At 48.3% G+C, this 24,144-nt stretch carries 19 protein-coding genes; 5 read left to right on the plus strand and 14 right to left on the minus strand.

Annotation, left to right across the window (positions count from 1 at the left end; genetic code table 11):
* From HPY27_RS14335 to HPY27_RS30605, 6 genes are all read right to left on the minus strand, one after another.
* Positions 1-1,323 carry a 6-phospho-beta-glucosidase gene (locus HPY27_RS14335; RefSeq protein WP_017252561.1) on the minus strand — a complete coding sequence of 441 codons (1,323 nt, stop codon included), beginning with the start codon at positions 1,321-1,323 and terminating at the stop codon, positions 1-3.
* Complete coding sequence (locus HPY27_RS14340; protein WP_069849822.1) at positions 1,320-1,646, minus strand: PTS sugar transporter subunit IIA; 327 nt, start codon at positions 1,644-1,646, stop codon at positions 1,320-1,322. The genes HPY27_RS14335 and HPY27_RS14340 overlap by 4 nt, the downstream gene beginning before the upstream one ends.
* Before the next feature lie 12 nt (positions 1,647-1,658).
* Positions 1,659-2,405 (minus strand): chitin disaccharide deacetylase, encoded by a 747-nt coding sequence (gene chbG / locus HPY27_RS14345; protein ID WP_069849824.1) that lies wholly within the window; start codon positions 2,403-2,405, stop codon positions 1,659-1,661.
* A 21-nt stretch (positions 2,406-2,426) separates the two neighbouring features.
* On the minus strand, positions 2,427-3,770 hold the full coding sequence (celB, locus tag HPY27_RS14350) for a PTS cellobiose transporter subunit IIC (protein ID WP_026043405.1): 1,344 nt from the start codon (positions 3,768-3,770) through the stop codon (positions 2,427-2,429).
* Between the two features lie 13 nt (positions 3,771-3,783).
* Entirely contained in the window at positions 3,784-4,086 is a 303-nt protein-coding gene (locus HPY27_RS14355; RefSeq protein WP_017252565.1) for a PTS sugar transporter subunit IIB, read from the minus strand.
* A 202-nt stretch (positions 4,087-4,288) separates the two neighbouring features.
* Positions 4,289-6,967: a sigma-54-dependent transcriptional regulator gene (locus HPY27_RS30605; RefSeq protein ID WP_017252566.1), complete on the minus strand. Its 2,679-nt coding sequence runs from the start codon at positions 6,965-6,967 to the stop codon at positions 4,289-4,291.
* Between the two features lie 256 nt (positions 6,968-7,223).
* On the opposite strand from HPY27_RS30605, the gene HPY27_RS14365 reads away from it, so the two are divergent.
* The 4 genes from HPY27_RS14365 to lplT all read left to right on the plus strand — a co-directional run bounded on the left by HPY27_RS14365 (position 7,224) and on the right by lplT (position 12,667).
* Positions 7,224-8,603 carry a HAMP domain-containing sensor histidine kinase gene (locus HPY27_RS14365; RefSeq protein ID WP_017252567.1) on the plus strand — a complete coding sequence of 460 codons (1,380 nt, stop codon included), beginning with the start codon at positions 7,224-7,226 and terminating at the stop codon, positions 8,601-8,603.
* 17 nt (positions 8,604-8,620) lie between these two features.
* On the plus strand, positions 8,621-9,259 hold the full coding sequence (locus tag HPY27_RS14370) for a response regulator (protein WP_174225286.1): 639 nt from the start codon (positions 8,621-8,623) through the stop codon (positions 9,257-9,259).
* Positions 9,260-9,366: 107 nt separating this feature from the next.
* Positions 9,367-11,475 carry an AMP-binding protein gene (locus HPY27_RS14375; RefSeq protein WP_174225287.1) on the plus strand — a complete coding sequence of 703 codons (2,109 nt, stop codon included), beginning with the start codon at positions 9,367-9,369 and terminating at the stop codon, positions 11,473-11,475.
* A 1-nt stretch (position 11,476) separates the two neighbouring features.
* Entirely contained in the window at positions 11,477-12,667 is a 1,191-nt protein-coding gene (gene lplT / locus HPY27_RS14380) for a lysophospholipid transporter LplT (protein ID WP_174225288.1), read from the plus strand.
* 69 nt (positions 12,668-12,736) lie between these two features.
* Here lplT and HPY27_RS14385 read toward each other — a convergent pair whose 3' ends face one another.
* From HPY27_RS14385 to HPY27_RS14410, 6 genes are all read right to left on the minus strand, one after another.
* The gene (locus HPY27_RS14385) at positions 12,737-14,680 is read right to left on the minus strand and encodes a bifunctional metallophosphatase/5'-nucleotidase (RefSeq protein WP_483296513.1); all 1,944 of its coding nucleotides are present in this window, start codon (positions 14,678-14,680) and stop codon (positions 12,737-12,739) included.
* Positions 14,681-14,879: 199 nt separating this feature from the next.
* Positions 14,880-16,655, minus strand: coding sequence for a DNA helicase RecQ (recQ, locus tag HPY27_RS14390; protein ID WP_174225290.1), 1,776 nt, complete (start codon positions 16,653-16,655; stop codon positions 14,880-14,882).
* Positions 16,656-17,041: 386 nt separating this feature from the next.
* Complete coding sequence (locus HPY27_RS14395; protein WP_017252574.1) at positions 17,042-17,587, minus strand: VanZ family protein; 546 nt, start codon at positions 17,585-17,587, stop codon at positions 17,042-17,044.
* On the minus strand, positions 17,580-18,440 hold the full coding sequence (locus HPY27_RS14400; protein ID WP_174225291.1) for a D-alanyl-D-alanine carboxypeptidase family protein: 861 nt from the start codon (positions 18,438-18,440) through the stop codon (positions 17,580-17,582). The genes HPY27_RS14395 and HPY27_RS14400 overlap by 8 nt, the downstream gene beginning before the upstream one ends.
* A gap of 114 nt (positions 18,441-18,554) precedes the next feature.
* Positions 18,555-19,664 carry a sensor histidine kinase gene (locus tag HPY27_RS14405; RefSeq protein ID WP_174225292.1) on the minus strand — a complete coding sequence of 370 codons (1,110 nt, stop codon included), beginning with the start codon at positions 19,662-19,664 and terminating at the stop codon, positions 18,555-18,557.
* Positions 19,654-20,343 (minus strand): response regulator transcription factor, encoded by a 690-nt coding sequence (locus HPY27_RS14410; protein ID WP_217437977.1) that lies wholly within the window; start codon positions 20,341-20,343, stop codon positions 19,654-19,656. The genes HPY27_RS14405 and HPY27_RS14410 overlap by 11 nt, the downstream gene beginning before the upstream one ends.
* Before the next feature lie 200 nt (positions 20,344-20,543).
* On the opposite strand from HPY27_RS14410, the gene HPY27_RS14415 reads away from it, so the two are divergent.
* Entirely contained in the window at positions 20,544-21,311 is a 768-nt protein-coding gene (locus HPY27_RS14415; protein WP_174225294.1) for an SDR family oxidoreductase, read from the plus strand.
* A gap of 63 nt (positions 21,312-21,374) precedes the next feature.
* On the opposite strand, the gene fumC is transcribed toward HPY27_RS14415, so the two are convergent.
* Together fumC and HPY27_RS14425 are read right to left on the minus strand one after the other, a co-directional pair.
* A complete protein-coding gene (fumC, locus tag HPY27_RS14420) occupies positions 21,375-22,763 on the minus strand; it encodes a class II fumarate hydratase (protein ID WP_017252579.1) in 1,389 nt (462 codons plus the stop codon).
* 611 nt (positions 22,764-23,374) lie between these two features.
* Positions 23,375-24,070, minus strand: coding sequence for an MgtC/SapB family protein (locus HPY27_RS14425; protein WP_017252581.1), 696 nt, complete (start codon positions 24,068-24,070; stop codon positions 23,375-23,377).
* Between the last annotated feature and the right edge of the window lie 74 nt (positions 24,071-24,144).

Here is a 24,144-nt window from a genome sequence, read left to right on the forward strand (position 1 = left end):
TTATGTGACGGGCTTGAAAAACTGGGGCAGGTACTCCTTGTGCGCCTCAAGCATCTCATCGAGTATTTTTTTGGCGACCACATCAGACGGCACCAGCGGGTTAATATTCATCGCCAATAGCGCCTTATGGTAATCACCCGTTACAGCTGCCTCCGCTGCCACTCGCTCAAACGACTTGATTTGCTGTACGAGTCCACGCACGGGAACAGGCAAATCACCAACAGCCAAAGGAATCGGTCCTTCTCTTGTAATCACGCAGTTTACCTCGACCGCCGAATCATCCGGAATGCTGGCAATCGCTCCATTGTTGCGAACATTTACCGTCTGGATATCGCGCTTGTCGTTGTAAATGGAGTAAATGAGATTGCAGGCAGCTTCACTGTAATAGGCTCCGCCACGCTGCTCCAGCTGCGGAGGCTTAATATCTAAGTCTGGATCTTCGTAGAGTGCGAATAGCTCCGCCTCCACCTGCTTGACCACTTCAGCCCGCGTACCCTTCTGCTCCGCTTCTTCCAGCTCATGCTCAAGCATCGTACGGGTCTGATAGTAGTAACGATGATACGGGCACGGGAGAATCCCCAATGCTTGGATGAAATCTTTATCCCAACCAAGGTCCAAAATGTTTTGCATCGTAATACCCGATTGGTCGCCCGTTATCTTATCGATTACCTGGGAAATGACGTTTTCCCCATCCAGGTACACACCCATTCCGAAGATCATATGATTCAATCCGGCAAAATCAATATGAACCCGTGATTGCTCGACGCCTAAAACTGTGGCAACACCCATTTTCATCCCGATGGGAACATTGCACAGTCCAATGACCTTTTTGCGGTTGGTATACCGCAGCACTGCCTCTGTGACCATACCAGCCGGATTCGTGAAGTTAATCAGCCAAGCATCTGGACATAGCTCTTCCATGTCACGACAAATGTCCATAATGACCGGAATGGTACGCAAGCCTTTGAACAAGCCGCCAGGTCCATTTGTTTCCTGACCGATCACCCCGTATTTCAAAGGAATACGCTCATCCTTGATCCGCGCATCCAAGAGTCCTACGCGCATTTGTGTCGTGACAAAATCAGCGCCTGCAAGTGCTTTTCTGCGATCCAAGGTCAAATGGATCTCGATCGGTACCCCTGCCTTCTCCACCATCCGTTTTGCAAGAGCGCCCACAGTTTGAAGTTTTTTCTCGCCCTCTGGAATGTCAACCAGCCACAATTCCCGCACGGGCAATTCATCGTAGCGCTTGATGAAGCCTTCCACCAACTCAGGTGTATAGCTAGACCCTCCACCGATCGTTACAATTTTGATTCCGCTCATACTCCTGCCTCCTTGCCTGCATGGATTTGGCTGTACATCTCAACAAACTCCGTAGCCAAATCCTTGACTGTAATCGCGTTCATCAAATGATCCTGGGCGTGAATCAAGAGCATACTGATCTCCGTTTTTTCGCCCGCAATTTCCTTCTGGATAAGTGCCGTTTGATTTTGGTGTGCACGACCGAGCTCTTCTCCCGCACGCTTCAACGCGTCCTCTGCACCTGACAAGTCTCTATTTTTAGCCAGGGCGATCGCTTCCATTGCCAGACTCCGCGCGTTTCCTCCGTGAAGTATTAGTTGAAAAATAACGTCTGTATGGTCCAAAGCTATCTCCACCTATCCAAGTTCGCTAAAAGTCACGAGCTGTATTTTTTGATCACGAATGTATTGCTTTAACTCTACTGCTGTTAAGATTTTCAATTCTGTGGTTCGTTGCTTTGCGTATGAACTACCTGTCAGTACCGCTTCGTCCAAATAAGCAGGGTGCGTCATGATCTCCACTACAGGATAATCTGCCATATCCTCTACGATCCTAACGAAGGATTGTACGGTTAGGTCATCTCCATAAAAATGATGAGAAAAGCCTTCTGTCGTCAAAACACTCGACTGGTCTCGCTGCTCCTCCGTCCCGGACATCCACGGATAGCGAACTGGCACTCTATATTCCTCTGCCAGCTTCAGAATAATCGGCAAAACGGCTGGATGTGCATGCACATGGTGATGGCTGTCAATGTGTGTCAACGTAAGCCCCGACGCCACGAAAGCCCCTAGTTGAGCGCGAAGCTCCTGCTCAATCTCCTCCGGTACAGCGGCAATCAAATGATCTTGCCCGCGTCGAAAACGCCCCTCTCCATCCGTTAGCGATGGTACATCCTGACTGACTGGCGATCCGCATGTGAGTACCAGATGAATGCCTACTCCGAGCGTTGGATGTTCTTTGGCCAGCCCTACAGCGTGCTCGAACCCCTCCATATTGACCATCAAGGTCGCAGAAGTAACGACTCCTTCTCGATGCGCTTCGACGATGCCCAGATTGACGCCTTTGGAATACCCAAAATCGTCTGCATTCACAATCAATTTCATAGATAGCCTCTCCTCTAGCGATTACATAGTCACAGCTGTATCGGAAGCAGTACCCGCTTTTTCTTCGCTAACTTTTTGTTTATCCCACAGTCGGAAGAACGGGTAGTAGATCGCGAGCGAAATGATGAAGTTCACGGCTTGGAGAACCATCCCTGACACTTTTCCTCCCGTAGCCAAATACCCGCTGACAAGCAATGGTGTCGTCCACGGAACAGATACCCCGCTAGGCTTTGCTACCCATCCGAGCGACATCGCAAAATAACTGATAATGACCAATATGACAGGGGTCAGTACAAAAGGAATGATCAAGAGCGGGTTCATAACGATCGGCATACCGAATATGACGGGTTCATTGATGTTAAACAAACCAGGTCCGATCGAGAGCCGGCCGATGTTTTTCATCTGTTTACTTCGTGCCATGAATACCATCAGGAAAACGAGGGCCAAAGTTGCACCTGATCCGCCTGCATATACCCACATGTCAAAAAATTGCGTGGTAACGACGTTTGGCAATTCACCGTTCGGATTTGCCTGAAACGCCGCTCTGTTCTGGTCCATCAAGGTAAGCCAGATTGGACTCATAATTCCGCCGACAACCGCAGCACCGTGCAAACCGACGGCCCAGAGCACGTGAATAAGCAACACGCATATGATGGCTCCAATCAAGCTGCTACCGACCACACTCAATGGTCCGACAAGCAAATCTTTTACAATATTATGAATACTCTCGAAGGAGGTGTTTTCCAGAAGAATCCGAATCAGCCAGACCACGACAAGCACAGCACCCGCAGGGATCAATGCCACAAAAGATCGAGAAACGGCAGGGGGAACTCCGGGTGGCATGGAAATGACGATTTTCATTTGGATGATTTTGCGATAAATCTCCGTTGATAAGATCGCCAATATCATGGCTACAAAAAGTCCCTGACTCCCCATTAGCGTAAGAGGAATGACGCCGCCAACCTCTTGGGCTGCACTCGCTCCCTCAGGGGTGAACATGATTTTATACGGAGTGGCGAGCAAGAAGGATGCGACAGAGATTGCTCCAGCCGACAGCGGATCGACCTTGTACTTCTCCGCCAGTCGATAGGCGACGCCAAAGCTAACAATCAAACCCATGACGTCAAAAGTAGCACCTACCGGATACAACAGCTTCGTTCGCCATTTCTCGCCGAAAATACCACCCATGAATTCGTCATAACCGGGTATCGGTATGAAGCCAATGATGAGGAAAATGGAACCAATGATCAACAAAGGCAAAGTAAGGATAATTCCGTCACGAATGGCCTGCAGATGCTTTTGCTCCGCCATTTTCCCTGCAATCGGCATCATGCGGTTTTCCATAAAAGAAACAAATCCGCCCATACGCATCCCCCTCCTACTGTTTTAGACGAAGTGCAAACTCAAGCACGTTTTTCCCGTTCAACGTTCCGTAATCAACTGTACTGATTACGTCTACAGGAATTCCTCTGGATGCCCCTTCTTTTTTCATCTCTGTCAGCTTGTAACGAACTTGTGGCCCCAGCAAGAGCACTGCTGCTTGGTCGATATGATGCTTCACTTCATCTGCGGAAACTGCCCATATTTTTGCGTCCAACCCTTTTTCTTTGGCAGCTTCCTCCATTTTTTGAACCAGCAAGCTAGTCGACATACCTGCTGCGCAACACAATAAAATATTCATTGTACCCCCTCCTCTCGACGATATGCCTTTTTGTAAGAGCAAGTTACATGCCAAAACACCAAAAAATGTATGCGCTTTCCAAAAACACCGCATGGTTAGGCATATTTCGCGGCCTCTTCGCTTGTCATCCCTATTAGTGTTTTTATGTAAGCGCTGTAGTGTTTTGTTTTGAAGGTGGAAAAATCAAAAAACAAAACACTGGTTACGCCAGTGTTTTGTTGTGTATAAAGAAATTCATGATAAAACAAACGTCATCTTCGCTGATCGCGACCTCATACTTGTCTTCCAGCGGCAATAATTCATGTCGGATTAAGCTGTACAGCTTGCGGTTCTCCAGCAAAAAACTATCTTTTTGAATATACGCTACGGATTGCGTTCCTGCTTTCAAGCGATCAACCAGACAGCAGATGTGCAGGTAGGCCCCAATTCGCGTGTCAAAAACCAAAGAATTGTTCAGTCGCTCTTCCATACGGCCGACACACATCCTCACGTCAGCGAGAACATCTTGTCCCTCTACCATTTGCAAGTGCTCCCCCAGCGACTCTTGCATCTTCAGATAGGCCTCTTCCAGATCGATCACTTTCTGGATGTCCGCCATCGCCTCTCCGTTCAAAACATCGTCCATGCTATGGTGACGCAATTCGCGATCGAGAATGTAATTGCTCACCACGAAGAGAATTTTCCTCTCCTCCTTGATTTTTCGAAGCTGATTGCGGGCTTGTGCCTTATCGATCAGTTGCAGCGGCACAAATTCCAGCAGGTTATCATCGTACCTGAGCCTCGATTCCAGCAGCTTTTTCAAAAACAAGGCACTACCTTCCCCAGACAGGCAGGCTGCGACGATCGTCAGCGCGGGAACATGCTTTTGTACCTGCTCTTTCGGCTGCTCCTCCCGCTGGTAGAGCGAAATGCCCAAGACATCTCGGTAAACATCCTCCAGCGAATGGCCGAGCATGGCCTTTCGAGTGGCCTCAATCACATGTGGCGTGCTGACCATCGGAATGACCTTGACTGGGATGCCGATCTCCCGCTCGATGATCTCGCCAAAGCCGAGCAGCGACCCCATATCTACGAGCAACAGCAGTCCAGCCTTGCTCCCGATCTCTCTGGCTACTTTCAGTGCTTTTTCCAAAACACTCATGGAATCTTCTTCGAGCGGCAGATCGATGGCTCTCGCATATTGTGTGACTAGCAATCGGTTCGTCACATCGACCATCGCTGTCGCGCCACCGCTGCCGTGCGTAATAACAAGCACCCCGATTGTTTCCCGCTCTTCCTCCATGCTGACATCGTCGAGCACGAAAAACATCGTCAAATATCCAGCCTCACCAATCGGCAGATCCATGAGTATCGCTTCTTCTATCATGCGCACGCACTCTAGCGCCACAGCAAACTCTTTCTTGTATTTGATTCGCACATGGTTGATTTGCGGATTTACGATCTGCTTGCCTTGTGCGAGGCGCTCCTTCGACGTCTGAATATGCAGCGCGAGACCAAAGATCACCTTCTGGCTCAATATCTTCTCCAGCTTGGCCTCTGCGAAGCGGACGATCTCTTCCACGAGGTGAATGATGAACGGGTCGATAATCCGGGCCATGTCGCCCTTGTTCACGCGTTGGTGGACACCTTTGATAAAGGTCGTAAAATAATTCTCGATGTCAAACTCCAATTCTTCCTCACTCACACCGAGGTTTTGCAGTTCATATATTTTTTGCTCGATTTTTTCATAGACACTGTCCGTCGTATCCTCTGTTTCTCGCCCGATCCAGATACCCTCTTTTGATGGCTGCACGACATAGCAATTGTGCTCCGTCCCAATGATTTCATCTAGCTCCTGCTTGTAATCCTTCACCAAAAGCAGCCCTTGCTTGACATGATGCGGCAGGTCCTGAACCGATACGTGCAGCTGATTCTTTTTTAACGAAATGAATTCGGCATAGGCGCTGGCGCAGGTGAGCTGAATATCCGTTTTTAACTGCCCTATGTTATTCGGGCAGTGATAGCATAAGAATGCCTGCACAGCATTGGCCGATATCTGAATCTCTCTCCCCAATCGAAAAGCTTCTTCTTGAAAAATTTCCATCGTAATACTAAAACGCTCTTCCAAGCCACGCTCAACCAAAGAGGGCAGCTTGATGACCATGGGAATGCGCCTCATAAACGTTTTTAAGAGACTCGACTCCGGATTTTCTGTCGTGGCCATCACAATCTGGACGTGAGCCGTCCGCTCCATCTCTGTTTCCCCTACGCGGCGGAATATGCCCTTATCCATAAAGGTAAAAAAGATTTCCTGTCCTTCCGCTGGCAGCCGATGTACTTCATCGAGAAATAGAATGCCACCGTCTGCCTTTTCCACTAGTCCTTTGCGGTCCATCTCCGCTCCAGTGTACGCCCCTTTTTTGACTCCGAACAATTGACTGATCAAGAGCTGGGGGTTGTTAGCATAATCGGCACAGTTAAAAATCACGAAAGGAGCATGCTTATCCAGGCGTCCAATATCAACGGCAAACTCGTGAATCATCCCAGCAAACCACGATTTGCCCACACCGGTTTCTCCCAAAATCAAGCAATGCATCCCTCGCGGCGGATACAAGACGGCCGCCTTTGCCTGCTCAATACGCGTGATCAGGCTCTTGTTGGTTTTCGCCAGTCTGTCCAGCGATGTCTCCGCCAAATAGAGCGAATCGTTTTCTTGCTTGGCAAAAAACAGCGTCGGACGCCCTTCTTCCTTCTCGATTCGGCCTTCCTTCCACAAACGGTTCAAATCACTGCTCACATTCGCTCGACTCAAGCCAAGCCGATCAGCCAACTCTGAAGCGCTTACTTTTTTATCAGGACCAGCGTCTACTAACGTCTGGAATATTAAATCTAATCGTTTCACTCTATCACCCGCCGTTGAATAGATAGAAAGTCACGAAACTCACAAGCAATCCTTTTCATTTCCACGAATATTTGGAAAAACCTGCTTTCCTATGAATATGATGGGCATATATACATGCGATTTCGAAGATTACGGATAGCTATATATATTCTGAATATAAACACCTGCATGCTTGTCCATCCTTTAATTTTTCCGTGTCCTTTGACTTATGTACGATATAATAGATAAATAATGTTTGACAGGAGATAGCAAATCCATGATGGTTTTCATCTTGTTTACCATATGGGCATTAGGTCTGTTCGTTCTGTTCACAGACCCGAAACGAACGTCGATCCGCTGGGCTTGTGCGACTGCCTTTGTTGGGGCTGGGGGCTTTATCTCAGGCGTGATTGACGAGACGATCATGCCCTATTTTGCAGATTACCTGGCCGCAAAGCCCGGGACCACGAACACCCTGATATTGGTGAGCCGCATCTCTTCTTTTGTTTGCCAAGTGGGTTTGCCGTACACGTTTCTCATGTTTGCCGTACATTCAGCTGAATTTTTGTCTCGCAAAGTAAAGCTGACGATACAATACGCTGCTCTTCTCATGCCGCTTGGGATGCTTTGGATTACACCCATTTATCCCGAGCTGCTTTTTAACTACTGGATTATGGTGGCATGGGTAATTCCGTTTTTTCTGTTCTCCTGTACGCTGCTTATCGTGCAGTACATGCGAGAAAAAGATCCACTCGTAAAAAAGAACAGCTTTTTCACGAACGTACTCATCATCATTCCGTTGTTTTTCGTCTTTATTTTCATCTATGTCATGCGTATCCAGAACGATTACGAAGCTTGGCGCTACAACATGGTCGTGGTCACAATCCAGTTTATCCTGATCGTTGCCATTAGTTTGAAATACGGCTTCCTTGGCGTCCGTCTCCGCGTAGAAAAACGACGTCTGGACAGTACCTTGCGCGCCTTGACTTCCGGTGCACAAATCATTAACCATACGATCAAAAATGAAGTAGGCAAAATCTCGCTATATGCCGACCGTATCGAGACATATGCAGATGAAACCAACCAGCCGTCGCTAAAAGAAGACGCGCTTGTCCTGATGCAATCCTCGCAGCATATGCTGGACATGATGAATCGGATTCAAAATCAGCTGCGGGACGTCGAGCTGCGCGAAGAACCATGTGACCCCGGCCAAATTATCGGGCAAGTCACACAAACTCTGACGCCCTACACCCTGAAACAACAGGTAGAAGTCGTTAGTGAATTAGACGAAACCCTTCGCTTATATGGCGATGGCGTACAACTGCGCGAAGTCATCACCAACTTGTGCATGAATGCACTGGAAGCCATGAAGTCGGGCGGCAAGCTCCATCTTCAGCTATTTTTGTCCTACAAGCATCTCATCATCACTGTCGCGGACACAGGCACAGGCATTACCAAAGAGAACCTACCTCATGTACTCGATCCTTTTTTCTCGACAAAAAGGACGGGACAAAACTTTGGTCTTGGGCTCTCCTACTGCTACAATGTCATGCAAAAGCATCAGGGCCAACTGGAAATCTACAGTGAGCAAGGCAAAGGAACCACCGTTTTCCTGTTCTTCCCGAAAAAGCGCGTCATCACAAACGACTCTGAATAGCGAAAGGACGCTCACACATGAATCCAATCAGGGTATTTTTAGTAGAGGACGACCCGGTCTGGCGCAAAGGTCTCATTGACTTCCTGAACAAAGAACCGGATCTCACCGTAGTAGGGGAAGCCGGGTTCAAAGCAGAAGCAATCGAGCGCTTTTTGCCTGCCCAAGCGGATGTCGTCCTGATGGACATTAACTTGACCGAGAACAATCTGGACGGGATCGAGACGGCAATCGAATTCATGGCACTCCAAGCTGACAGTAAAATCATCATGCTCACCTCTCTGACAGACGAGGCAGTAATCGTGGAATCCTTCTCAGCGGGTGCCGTCAACTACATCAGCAAATCCAGCTTCAAGGAAATACCCGATGCCATCCGTGCTGCTTACAACAGCCAATCTGCCATTCACCCTACGGCAGCTGCGGCACTGCGCAACGAATTTTTGCGTTTGAAAAACGATGAAAATCAAAAACTGTTATCTCCCGCAGAAAGGGACATCCTACAACTAATCCACCAAGGTCAGACGCAAACGCAGATTGAACAATCTCTCCACATCACGAAGCGTACGATCAAAAATCACATCAACCGAATCCTAAAAAAAATGGGCGTCAAAACAAGCAAGGAAGCGGCCGCAAAAGCCAGCCAAAAAAAGCTATTCTAGGTCTTATTACCAGGTACCAATAAATGTTGGTACTTTTTTTACATGCTCCACTCCTTACAATAAAAGCTATAGAGCAACGAATTATCCTTTGTAAAGGTGTGGTCCACATGGCCCTTATTTATTCTTTCTTGAAAATGATTTTAATGCTGTGGTTTCGCCCTCGTGTACTTGGACTCTCCAAAATCGACTTGTCGAAGCCATCTCTTATCACTCCCAATCACGTCTCCTTGCTAGATGCGGTACTCCTATCCTTTTGCTTGCCAAAAGAAGCGACCTTTGTCGTCAACACGGAGATCGCCAAGCGGTTTGCGTTTTTCCTCCGCTTCCGCAAGCATATCGCGATCGATCCTCTCAACCCGTACTCCATCCGCCACATGCTCCGCGTCCTCCGCAACGGACAGACGCTGGTGATTTTTCCAGAAGGTCGGATCACGACGACGGGCGGCATCATGAAAATCTACAGCGGTGTCGGCTATCTCGCTCTACGTACTGGCGTACCAGTTTACCCGATCATCATTAATGGCCTGGAACGTTCGATCTTCTCCTATTTGAAAGGAAAGCTGAAGCTCTCCTGGTTCCCGGATGTGACCATGACAGTAGGCACTCCGTTCACTATCGAGCGCGATCAAAACCTGTCAATGCGCGAACAAAAAGCCTCGGCCAATGATCGTATCCTGCGTATTCTCCAAGAAGGCCTGTTTGAGAGCCGGATGAAGCAAAACGTGAATCTGTTTGATGAAGTTCTCGAAGCAGCTCGCCTGAATGGTGCAAAAATGGAAATCGCCAAAGACTTGACGTCATCGATCGACTACAAGACCTTGTTAATCGGCAGTTACTTACTCGGCAACAAATTGGAGCCGATGCTCTTGGGGAAGCCCGTTGTCGGTATATTTCTTCCCAATTCGGTAGGCCATCTCGTAACGCTGCTATCGTTGTTCCGCATCGGGACCACTCCAGCCATCCTGAACTTTTCGCTCGGCATTCGTTCCCTTTTGGATTGCTGTGAGACCGCCCATATCGATACAATCCTGACGTCGCGCGTATTCATTGAAAAAGGGAAGTTAGAGCACATCATCGCAGGTCTTTCACCGAGCATGAAAATTATTTATCTCGAGGATTTGAAAGCATCAGCGACTGCTTTTGACAAAGTGTCCGCACTCTTCTCTTATTTGCAGAAGAAAAAAGCCTCGGCTACTACGAACGAGCTCATCCTTTTTACTTCCGGCAGTGAGAGCAAGCCAAAAGGTGTCGTACTCACGCATACCAACCTGTACGCGAATATCCAACAGGTTACCTGTACAATCGATATTACGAGTCGCGACAAGTTTTTCAATGCGCTACCAATGTTCCATAGCTTTGGACTAACTGTAGGAACGCTTGTGCCAGTCATCAAAGGAATTCCAGTCTTTCTGTATCCAAGTCCGCTGCATTACAAGGCGATTTCGGAATTGGTTTATGATCAAAACGCGACGATCCTCTTCGGAACCTCGACCTTTATGGCTGGTTACGGACGTATGGCTCATCCTTACAACTTCTACTCCTTGCGCTACGTATTTGCAGGAGCAGAAAAACTAAAGGACGATGTGCGCAAGCTGTGGATGGAAAAGTTCGGTGTACGGATTTTTGAAGGCTATGGGGCAACGGAAACAGCTCCGATCCTGTCGCTCAACACCCCGCTGGCTAACAAACCAGGAACCGTCGGGCGTTTGATGCCAGGAATGTCCGCCAAGCTGGAAGCAGTAGAAGGAATCGATGCTGGCGGAGAGCTTTTGGTGAAGGGTCCGAACGTCATGAAGGGTTATATGATTCACGGAAAAGGCTTTGTTCCCGCTGAGGAATGGTACCACACAGGTGATTTGGTTACAGCTGACAAGGACGGCTTTCTCAGCATCCAATCCCGCCTGAAGCGCTTCGCTAAAATTGGCGGCGAGATGGTTTCGCTCAATCTGGTTGAAGAACTGGCTATGCAATGCTTCGGACACTCTGGTTTTGCTGCAATCAACGTGAATGATCCGCGAAAAGGTGAGCGTGTCCTGCTATTTACCACAGATGAATCGGTTCAGCTGAGCCAATTGCGCGCGTATTTGACGGAAAAACAATACTCGCCATTGCTCATACCGGGTACGATGCAAGCCATCAAGGCTCTACCACTTCTCGGAAGCGGCAAAACGGATTACGTCAGCTTGAAACAACTAGCGGAGACTGGAGGAAAATGATGTGAATATACGATTAAAACCACTACAAGCTCTGTACTTCACTCAATTTCTATCGGCCTTTGCCGACAACATGATTTTGTTTGTCATCGCGAATCTGCTGCGGGAGAACGGTTTTTCTCCCGCGATGCTTGCACTCGTATCCATTTCATTCTTTCTCCCTTACGTTTTTCTCGCGCCACTGGTTGGGCCTTTTGCCGACAAGTATGCCAAGTCAATCGTGCTGGTGATTGGCAACCTGATTAAAGCGCTTGGTGTCGTCCTGCTGTTTTTCATTGACCAGTCGAGCATCATCATGCTGATGTTGTGTTACTTCACAGTTGGAGTCGGAGCGGTCGTGTATTCTCCGGCCAAGTACGGAATTTTGCCGGAGCTGACTCGAAATGAAGATGAACTGTTTCATGCGAATGCACGCATCGAAGCCTATACGATCTTTGCGATTCTCACAGGGATCGGTGGTGGTGGAGCCATCGCAAACATGACAGCGCCGCTTATCTCCTCAGGAATTTGTCTGCTGATCTATCTGCTGTCGCTCGGTATGACTTTCTTCATTCCGCGTATGAGAGGGAATTCATCGATTCGCTATGGGGCAGAAGCACGGCGCTTTTTCATCGATTTCCAGCACCTGATGAATCGCCCAGAAACGAGCTTTGCCCTGATTGGAACCGGAGCATTCTGGATGTCCTCTGCTGTCCTGCGCGTGGCCGTACTCGCTTGGATTCCCCTCGCGCTTGGGATTAATCCGGAGAGCTTCTCTGTATCGCTGATTCTCGCAACGACATCCATCGGGATTATCGCCGGAGCTTTTCTCGCTCCCAAGCTCATTCCTTTGTCTCATTTCACTCGATCGCTGACATACGGATTCGGAATGTTTCTCATCATCGTGCTATTTCCTTGGACGAATAACATCTTTGTTGCCATCTGTTTGTTGCTCCTCGTTGGATTCATGGGTGGCGTGTTCATTATCCCGATGAATACCGTCTTGCAGGATGAAGGCAAGCGGATGGTCGGCTCTGGAAAAACGATTGCGATTCAGAACTTCATCGAGAATCTGCTAATGGCAGTAGGCTCCGGCATTTACTACTTGATCACCTATATCGGTATCTCCATCTCTGGTGCGATTGTTGGTCAAGGACTGCTGCTGCTTGGGTTCCTGTTGTACTTGGTGAAGTATCGCAGAAGAATCGTTCGTTGACAGATTGGCGTCATAGAAAAAGAAAAAGCCGTGACTACTAGCGTCACGGCTTTCTTGCGTTCATCTCTGTTATTTCTTTTGCTGCATTTTGGTTGGCGGTGTGACCGACTTTTCCGCAGCCTTTCTCGCTTCGTTCAGTTGATGATAAAATTCGCCTTTGGTTTTGACGGTCGCCAACTTCGCTGCATCGACTTTTACTTTTGCAGACAGTTCCGCGATTTCTTCTTTGGTTACCGCGTCCTTGATGTTGATGGAAGCGATATTGGTGTATTTGCCATCTGCTGTTTTCGGAACGCTCAGAATGCCTGTATTGATCAGCTCTACGACGTCCTTGCGTTCAGGTGCAGTGGTATCCATACCTGTAATCTTCCAGTTGTTTTGTACTTTTGGCTCGTAAACGCCTTTTTTCACTTCTTTCAGGTACGCAATAGCGCGATTGCGGATCGTTCCACCTGTTTCACCAAACGCCGTATTGTCTTTGGAAGACCACAGTTGTTCGAACTTGCGTCCTTCCAACGCGCCACCTTTTGCCTGCAAAGCTTCCATCCGGTATGAGTTCATTCCGAGCTTCAAGGTATCTTCCGCTTTGATCGGAGTCTCATCGAGCTTGCGCAGGTTCGTGATGCGGCTGCCATATGGCTTCGTCAGGTCGATTTCGTATTTCACGCCACCGAAGAAATCGTTGGTGCTATATTTGGAAGCGCGGCGTTTTGGATCAAAGCTTACTGTCACGTCACCAGGGCGCGTGGAATTGAAATAGCCCACTGCCCATTCCATATAGTCCTTCAAGTCTTTTCCAGTTACTTTGTAAACAGTGATCTCGCCACCTGCGTATTGGTAGTTGTAGGCGATATCCTTTTTCTTGATCGGACCAACATCCAGCTTGGCTTTGTCGTTGTCGATCTGGTGGGCAACCACGTCTGCTTTGCTGTAGTAGAGCATCACTTCATGGAAAAAGTCAGATAGAGGCGTCTCCTGAATTTGAACCGTCGGGATGCCCTCGATCTCGTTTTTCGGTACCAAGTTCATGCCTTTGAGCTCTGCTACGACGATGTTGGCATCTGCACGTGCGAACTCATGGAAAGGCTTGAGCTTGGTCTCCAGCTCTGCATCGGATACCGCTGGTGTGCCATCTGCGCCTTTTACAGGGAGCGCTGTCGCTTCCTTGTTAGTCAGCACGAGCTTGCCATCTTTCTTTTCAAAGGTCAGGTCAATGCGGGAGATATGAGTAGCATATTTGTCTGGCTCGGAAATCAGAACCCCGTTGATCTCTTCCTTTTTCACAAGCTTGTGCATGTGGCCTGCAAAAATCGCGGTCAGTTCTGGAACGGCGTTCGCGATATCTGCTACACCCGTACCCGGAATTCCGTTTTCATTCTCGATGCCCATGTGCATGAGACCGATCATGACGTCTACTTTGCCTTCCAACTCTTTTACAGCTTTCTTGGTTTCTTCTACCGGGTTTTTGATCACGAGGCCATCCAGATGATCGGTACCTTTTTCAAAATCGGTAATCATCGGCGTATTCATCCCAATGACGCCGATTTTTACACCTGCGCGTTCAATGATCGTGTACGCTGGCAAGAAACGCTCGCCATTTTCTTTATAAATGTTCCCTGCCAAAACAGAGCCTTTGTATTGGCTACTAACCTTATCCAATACATCGAGCCCAAAATTAAATTCATGATTGCCAAAAGCCCATGCGTCATAGTTCATTTCGTTCATCGCGACCATGATAGGAGACTGCGGTTGGTCGTTGAAAAGCTCTGCCGAGTTGTCTTGGATCGAATCACCTGCATCCAGCAACACCGTGTTCGGATTTTCTTTGCGAATTTCTTTAATCATCGTGAACAGCTGCGTCATGCTGCCATTTTGATTCGGGCCATCCAAAGCATAATCCCACGGCATGAATCGTCCGTGAATATCAGATGTACCCAGCAGTGTAATTTTGGTTGGTGTTTCTGCGGCCTTTACCGGTGCGGCGATCCCCATCATCGCACTGCCTAGCACCATGGTTGTAAGTGCTACACTTAATAAGCCCTTCGCTAGTTTTTTCATGTTTTCCCCTCTGTCTCTCTTAATCTGTCAATGCCCCTCGATGGTGTTGCTCTTATTGTCCTCCTATTCTATTATGTAAGAAAATTCTGGGTTGCTATCTAACTATAGCAGGCATATGAAAGGAAAAATAGCAAAAAAAGCCGTGACGTAAATGTCACGACTTGATCGCTGCATAGTTCTGCAAACACTCCAGAAAGAGTTCCCCGTACTTCTCAAATTTCGCCTCGCCTACTCCTTTGATCTTGAGCATGGCCTGTTTGTCAGTCGGGCAAACACTGCTCATTTCCTTCAAGGTACTGTCTGGGAAAATCACGTATGGTGGTACTTTTTGTCGCGTCGAGATTTCCTTGCGCAACGCGCGCAGGTGCTCGAACAACTCGTCATCCTCTGTCAGCTGAACAGGACGTATCGAGATTTTTTGTACGACGCGCTCTTCGCCCCGCAGAACAGGCAATGCCCGCTCCCCCAGCTTGACGATTGGATATTGGCTCTCCGTTACTTGCAAATATCCTTCGGCAATGAGGAGCTGGATCAAGTCTGCGATCTCTTTTTCCTTGTATTCCTTCATCAAACCGTACGTAGGCAACTGATCGAAGGAAAACTGGGTGACCTTTTTATTCTTGGAGCCTTTCAGTACCTGCGCGACGAGTGCGGCACCGAAGCGCTCTCTCATACGTTTGACGCAGGAGAAAATCTTCTGCGCTTCAAGTGTAATATCGGACAGCTCTGTCTCATCCGTGCAGTTTCCGCAGCGCCCGCACGCGGCAGCATCTATTTCGCCGAAGTATTGCACGATGTTTTGCTGCAAGCAGCGCGGCGTCCGGCAATAGTCGATCATTGCGTACAGCTTTTTGTATTCCAACTCCTTGCGTTCGTCCAGCACTTGATTCTGCTCGATGAAAAACGTTTGCGTCTGGATATCCTGTGGCTGAAACAGTAGAATACACTCACTTGGCTCCCCATCACGTCCCGCACGGCCTGCTTCTTGGTAATACGCCTCCAGGTTTTTCGGCATGTTGTAATGAATGACGTAGCGCACATTGGACTTGTCGATGCCCATCCCAAATGCGTTAGTCGCGACCATCGTACGGACGTCATCAAACAGAAATGCTTCCTGGTTGGCTGCACGCTCCTCCTCCGTCAGTCCTGCATGGTATTTGGTCACAGCAAAGCCACGCTTGTCCAAATCTGCATGCAAGGCGTCCACGTCTTTTCTCGTTGCCGCATAAATAATGCCAGCCTGCTGTTTATTCGTCCGTAAGTACGCCTGGATGAATTCTCGACGGTTCTCTCCCTTGCGTACAGACAAGATGAGATTGTCTCTGCCAAACCCTGTGATAAAAAGGCGTTCGTCCTTTAATTCTAGCTGTCGCTTGATGTCCTCGGTTACCTCTGGAGTCGCTGTCGCCGTCAAGGCTGCGACGATCGGGCGCTGTGGCAAGGATTGAAGAAAACGAGCAATTGCCAAATAGCTCGGACGGAAATCGTGCCCCCACTGCGAAACGCAATGCGCTTCGTCCACTGCCACAAACGAGATCGGTACATCTTGAATCAGGTTTTGGAACGCTTCGGATTCCAATCGCTCTGGGGCGATATACAACAGCTTGTACTCTCCTCGCGCCGCCATACGGAGTCGATCGCGAACCTCGCTATAATCCAGTGAGCTGTTAATTTGAGTGGCGGGAATGCCCATGCTGACTAGCACGTCGACTTGATCTTTCATCAGCGAGATGAGTGGGGAGATCACGATGGTTACTCCTTCTTGGAGCATCGCTGGCACTTGATAGCAGATCGATTTCCCGCCACCTGTTGGCATGATGCCTACGGTATCATGTCCGGCTAACAGGCTCGTGATGATTTTCTTCTGGCCTTCCCGAAATGATTCGTAGCCAAAGTACTTCCGTAAAATCTCTTGCGCTTTATCTAACAAAGAGAATCACCTTCTCTTTCGATATGAATTTTCAATGGTTTTCTACTAATGTAAACATAGGCATTGGGACAAAACAAGGGGATGGGTCAACATTGTGGAGGAGAAGAAAAAGCACAGTTCTCTTCGACTCTGACACGCCAGCGTGGGGGATTGACTGTCCGTCTACACTTCAAAAAGGGGACCGTCGAGCCAAAGCCACCCTACGGGCGGAAGGTTATCAAAGAAGAAGTGTTCGACAAGCGTGGTCCCCTTTTTGAAGTTCCGACTGGGTAGGCGTTGTCAAGGTCTACGAGCCCTGTGCTTTTTCTTCTCACCGGCTTTGTTGGTTCATCCATACCTTTTCAAAAATAGTAAAAAAAGCACCACATGGGTGCCTTATAAGTAGACTACGAAGTTACTGAAATGATGAACCGTTTTTTCTGTATTACCCAAATGAACAAGTACACGATATATCCGATCATCCCGCCCGCTGTATTCAGGAGCAAGTCATCGACATCAAACGTTCCTACATTCATCACGAGCTGTGTCAGCTCCACACCGAGGCTTAACAGCAGGGATAGCAGGGTGACTCTGAACAGTGAGCCAGCTTTTTTTGGAAACAGGAGTGGCAGCAGAAATCCTAGCGGCATGAAGGCGATCACGTTGCCTACGAAGTTCACCGCACTATGCCAGCTTTGGTAATTTCGAATCGATCTGACATAGTTTTCGATTTCATGAAACGGCACCAAATTACTTTGGTAACGCAACCGCTTCACAATCACAGACGGATCGCTCCAAATGATTTTCCACTGATCTACTAGCAAGCTGGTATCCAAACTGCCGAATTTAAACAGCAGTATTTTCACGACGAGAAACAAATAAAGGGCAAACACTGCATAACCAGCAATAGCAAGCAGCTCTGTCGGTCTCTCTATTTTTTGCACGTTATCCATTGTCAAACCCTCTCTCCATCAGTTTTTTTGTCTCTGTAAAACGAGTGGCACCTTCTTCAGCGCCCATCACAACGGAAATGAGCCGCTTGTCCCCCCGCTTCGCTGTAGCCGTGAAAGAGTACCCCGCAGCATTGGTATCACCCGTTTTTAGCCCATCTAGCCCTGCGATACTCCAATCAGCGTTTGCCCCATCGAGCATGAGGTTTGTATGGGTTGGCTCGACCGTCCATTTGACAATATCGGGGAAGTCGTTGAGCAAGTGGTACGCGAGCATTCCTACATCGCGAGCCGTCATTTCATTTTGCCCATTTCCAGTATCCAATCCGGTCGCATTCACAAACGAAGAGGACCTCAGATTCAGCTCGGCTGCCTTCAAATTCATTTGTTCCGCAAAGGCAGTTGTGCTGCCTGCCAAATACTCGCCGATTGCCACCGCTGCATTGTTTGCAGAGCCAATCGCCATCGCTTCATACAAGTCTTTTATCGGATAGGCTTCTCCTGCGACAAGATGGACCCGTGCTCCCCCAGTCGCAGCCGCATTCTCCGATACGACGATCTCGTCGTCCCAATCGACTCGCTCTTCCTTAATGGCTTCGAGGAGCATATATTCGGTCATCATTTTTGACATGCTTGCTACCGGGTAAGGCGTATCCGCATTTTGTGCGTACATGATTTCTCCTGTCTGGCTATCCAACAAAATCGCTGCCTGTGCATCGACCTTCTCGTATGTTTTTTCCGTTAGCGTAATAGGTCCTTGGAATTTCCAATCTGCTTCTACTGCATCTGAATCGCGCAAAAGCGTCAACCCGACGAATATGGTCAGCATGAGAAAAGCCCATGTTGTTTTCCTCATAAAAAAAGCCCTCCTACACCTGCAAAAACAAAGGCTGTAACCTTCATGCAGTCAGGATAGACTTTTGGATTAAAATAAACGGAAACGAAAGGTAAAGAAAAAGTAAAGCTTTTCTCAAAGGCTTGAAATTGTATGTGGGAGCCAAACCGTGAAGGTCGTCCATTCCTTTGTGCTTTCGACGGAAATGCTGCCTTGGTGCAGGTCGATGATGCTTTTAGCGATAGCGAGACCGAGACCCGAGCCGCCTGTCTCTTTCGAACGTGAACCCTCCACCCGAAAAAAACGTTCAAACAAGCTCGGCACATATTCAGCCGGGATCGGAGCACCGTTATTGGCGACAGAAATCGCGATACCATCTCCTTGCTGGAAGACGCGAATGACAATTTCCGTACCATCGCGTCCATATTTCACGGCGTTGGAAATAAGGTTTTCCAGAACCCGAACGAGCTTGTCGGTATCTCCTGCCATTTCAATTTTTTGATCAGGCGTATCTACGACTAAACGCAGCCCTGCCTCATTCGCTACGAGTCGAAAGCCTACCGATACTTGCTCAACCAGCTCTACCAAGTCAAACTCCGTTCGGTTTAAATACGCCCCGCGATTGCGGACCTTCGTGTACTCAAACAGATCATTGACGAGCACGTTCATCTGCTTTGCCTTCTCGTAGGCGATATAGGCGTAATGCTTGAGCTTCTCTTCGTCCTTGTATTTGTTCTGCTCAATCAGCCCCAGGTAGCCAATGATGGAGGTCAACGGCGTTCGCAGATCATGGGAAACGTTGGTGATCAGCTCATCCTTCGATTGTTCCAGCCGCCGCTCCTCCTCCATCGCATCCAAGGCGCTTTTGACCAGAGCATGGATGCTATCGACGACTTGGCCCAAGCTGCCGTTCGGACGAAGGGAAATCTGGTGATGATAATTTCCTTTTGCAATGAAATGCAGCTCGTTTATGATTTGCTCCATCTGCTTTTGTTCCAGGTACTTGCGGATACGAACGACAGACCACGCCACAAACATACCCGTCGCCAGCAAAATGATCGGGATTTTGAAGGAGTTGATATCGAAATTGATCCGCAATTTCCAGATGAACTCTCTGATTTGCGGGATGGTGTACAAATAGTTGTTGGCAAAAAAATCAGCCATCTGAAAAACAGCGTAGATGATCAAGAGGCCAAGTAGCAAATCGAACAGGATGCGGATAAAATCCTTGGCTCTAAGCTTCAATTTTATAGCCGACCCCCCAGACCGTCTGTATCACCTTTTCGCCATTGGTCGCCTTCTCCAGCTTTTCCCGCAGGTTGCTGATGTGCACCATTACCGTCTTGTAGGAAACGAAATTCTCCATTTTCCAGCAACGGTCAAAAATTTCTTCTGAGCTGAATACTCGATTCGGATGACTTGCCAGAAGATGCAGGACGGAAAATTCCAATGCCGTCAGCTTGATCGGGGTGCCCTCTTTTGTCTGAACGAAGTGACTTTGCCTGTCGATAATTAACGGCCCCACCTCAATCACATGATCCTGTTTGCTTACCTGCGTGTAGTTCGACCGTCGGAGAAGAGACTTGACCCTCGCAATCATTTCCAACGGATTAAACGGCTTCGCCACATAATCATCTGCACCCGTCATCAAACCTAGGATTTTGTCCATATCATTCGTTTTGGCACTCGCCATCAGAATCGGGATGGTCGAGTTTTTTCGTATTCGCTTGGTAACTTCCAGCCCATCCAGATTGGGCATCATCACATCCAGAATGACGAGATCGATGGGCTTCTGCTCCAGTCTCTCCATCGCTTCCAGACCGTCAAAAGCCTTTTCGATCTCATATCCTTCGTTGCTCAAATAGATCGCCATCAGCTCTACAATCTCTTTGTCGTCATCTACAATCAAAATCCTCACGGACAAACACCTCCGAACTCGTGCATGGTAGATATAGATAGCATCACTATAACAAGAATTGTTAAAGAAAAGGTAAAGCCAAGTGATTGTTCTCTAACATTATCGCCATTCCGTTCACGAGACCAACCGAGCGAATGAGAGAGCAATATTTCAAACATCCCCTTGTGTTATAACTAACTTGAATTTGAATCAAGGGAGATGAAACCATGCGTAATTTGAAAGGAAAAATTGCATTGGTAACCGGAGCAAGCCGCGGGATTGGTCGTAGCATCGCATTACGTCTGGCACAGGATGGCGCATTGGTCGTCGTACACTATGGGAGACGACAAGAAGAAGCAGAAGCTGTCGTTCAGGAGATTGAACGAACAGGAGGCCAAGCATTCGCAATCGGTACGGACCTGCGCACTCTTGACGGCATTCGCGATTTCTATGCGACATTGGACGAAGAACTGCAGAAACGTACAGGAGATTATCGTTTTGACATTCTCGTAAATAACGCAGGCATCGGACAAATCTTAACGTTGGAAGAGGCTACCGAGGAATCGTTTGACGAAGTCATGAACATCAATGTCAAAGCACCGTTTTTTATGATCCAACAAGCTTTGCCCCGCTTAAGAGAGGAAGGCCGTATCATCAATCTCTCATCCTTCGTGACTCGTGCAGCTTCCCCAAGCGTGTTCACTTACAGTATATCGAAGGGAGCTGTTAACACACTGACGCTCGCTCTGGCTAAACAACTGGGGAGCCGTCATATTACGGTAAATGCGATCTTGCCAGGCATTATTAACACGGAGATGAATGCTGGCACGTTGCAAAATAATCCGGATGGGCAGAAGTACGCCGCTGGACTCTCTACCTTCAACAGATGGGGAGAGCCTGATGATGTAGCGGATATTGCCGCCTTTCTCGCTTCCTCGGACAGCCGTTGGGTAACTGGTCAATTGATTGATGCAAGCGGCGGTTCGCATCTGTAATGGTTCTCAAAAAAATAACCGATGGCCACAAACATGGGACCATCGGTTTTGTTTATGAAGATATTATTCTTTTGGATGAATCATTTGTTCAGGGCGCACGACTTGATCGAATTGCTCTTCGGTCAGCAAATTGCTCTTGATCGCCGCTTCCTTGAGGGTGATGCCTTCTTTGTGAGCCAGCTTCGCTACGGCTGCCGCATTTTCATAGCCGATGTGCGGGTTCAGTGCCGTCACCAGCATCAGCGAGTTGTTCAGGTTTTCTTTAATCACTGTCAGATCAGGCTCGATTCCTACTGCGCAATTGTCGTTGAAGGATTTCATCGCGTCTGCCAACAATCTTGCGGATTGCAGGAAATTGTAGATGATCACTGGCTTAAACACGTTCAGCTCGAAGTTCCCTTGGCTAGCAGCAAAGCCAATGGCAGCATCGTTGCCCATCACTTGGCATACAACCATCGTCATCGCTTCGCTTTGGGTCGGATTCACCTTGCCTGGCATGATGGAGCTGCCTGGCTCATTCGCTGGAATGATAAGTTCACCGATTCCGCAACGTGGGCCGCTCGCCAGCCATCTCACGTCATTAGCGATTTTCATCAGATCCGCAGACAATGCTTTCAGGGCACCATGTACATGAACGAGCTCGTCATGGCTGGTCAGCGCGTGGAACTTGTTTTCCGCGGTCACGAATTGGTGGTTGGTTTCCTTGCTGATTTCTGCTGCGACCATTTCACCGAAGCGCGGATGCGCATTGATGCCTGTTCCTACCGCTGTACCGCCAATCGCCAGCTCACGCAAGTACTCATTGCTCTCCTTGATCATCTTTTCCGATTTTTCCAGCATGCGTACCCAACCGCTGAATTCTTGGCCCAGCGTCAGCGGGGTCGCGTCCTGCAAATGCGTACGACCGATTTTGATAATATCCATATAGGCTTCGCTTTTTTCTTTCAACGTTGCTTTTAACAGCTGGATTGCAGGAAGTACTTGCTCCTCGACAGCAACCAGCCCAGCCATGTGCATCGCTGTCGGGAATGTATCATTGGAGCTCTGCGATTTATTCACATCATCGTTGGCGTGGATGCGAGCCGAGCTGCCCTTCTCTTGCAGCAATTGGTTCGCGCGATGAGCAATGACTTCGTTGACGTTCATGTTGGATTGCGTGCCGCTACCTGTTTGCCAGACAACCAGTGGGAAATGCTCATCCCATTTTCCTTGGATCACTTCATCTGCTGCCGCGACAATCGCTTCTGCCTTTTCATTGTCGAGCTTGCCCAGCTTTTGATTCGCCAGAGCAGCGCTTTTTTTCAGGATGGCAAACATGCGAATCAGTGGAAGTGGCATTTTTTCTTCGCCGATTTCAAAGTTTTGAAAGCTGCGTTGTGTTTGGGCGCCCCACAGCTTATCCGCCGGAACTTTGATTTCTCCAATCGTGTCCTTTTCAATTCTGAATTCCATCTCGCATCCTCCTTGTATAAACAACGGTTTTCTCATATTCTCTATTAAAATGATAATGATTTTCATTCTTGATATCAAGAGATGAAGTGTTAAACCGAGAAAAATGAATAGTTGTCCTCCAACGGTTGTGGTCGGGGGAAGCCCTGCCACATGTCTTCCAGTCGCCTGTATCCTCTCTTCGTTCGGGCGGTCTCCTTCCAGACATGTGACAGTGCTTACGTACAGCTTGTGTGTAGTAGAATTCTTTTACAACGTTTTGTTAGTCATACAAGGGAGTTTTACGAAGTGTTTTTCCCATCATGATGTCACTTTCAAGAAAGTAAACAAGAGCTACGTAGAAGAAGCGCATTTCCAGTCCAAGCGCCTCTGGAGCCCGACCCAGCGCAGGGAAAAATGGCGGGGAATTTCAGCTTCACTTATGGAAAACTTCTTCGAAACATCTACGTTTGAAGCGCTCCCGCCATTTTTTCCTGAGCGGACAGTCTACACCCTCAGCAGGGCGGAGGCCGAAGCGTAGACTGGAAATGCGCTTCTTCCCTCACGACAGCCACTTGAAAATGAAATGAAAAAGACGAAAGCCACACATGGCCTCCGTCTTCTATTATTCCTTTTTATCTGCTTTCTACTTCTACAGAAACAACATGATCTACCGCTTTCAGCAGACTGTAAATATCCGTCGTATACGTGTTTTCCGATGCCGTAATCATCATTTCCAGCTTTTGCAGACTATTGTCCAAGTCTTTGACCTTCACCCGTTTCACTTGTAAATCGAGGTGCTTTATCTGCTTGAACACCAAATCCAAATCGCCCCCGCCTTCGACCACAATCTTGATCGACAAATCTCTTTGTCTGAGCGATTCTGGACCAATCAAGCGAAGAAGGATCGGGAACAAATTAATCGCCAAAATAATGAGGATCGTCGCGGTCACTGCCTCAAAATAAAACCCTGCTCCTACTGCAATCCCAAGTCCAGAAGCCGCCCAGACCATCGATGCTGTGGTCAAGCCCGAAATGACATCATTACTCCGGCGTAGAATAACACCAGCCCCAAGGAAACCTACACCGCTCACAATTTGAGCAGCCAAGCGCAATGGGTCCATATTTGTGTGTCCAGGCAAGGAGAACCGATGCACGGATTCAATCGAGACAATCGTAATGAGACAGCTCGCAACCGAAATAACCATGCTGGTTTTTACCCCCAGCGGCTTGTGTTTGAGCTGTCGATCCATACCAATCATCAAGCCTAGAAATAGTGCAACTCCTAGTTTTAGCAAAAAATCATACGTCGTGAATATCGAGAGTGACATAAGTCTCTCCCCCCATCTGCTTTGATGTCAGGTTTTCTTCCATCGTCTATGATAAGAAGTATATCTGGTCTTTC

Source organism: Brevibacillus sp. HB1.1 (genome assembly GCF_013332445.1).
Lineage (GTDB): Bacteria > Bacillota > Bacilli > Brevibacillales > Brevibacillaceae > Brevibacillus > Brevibacillus porteri.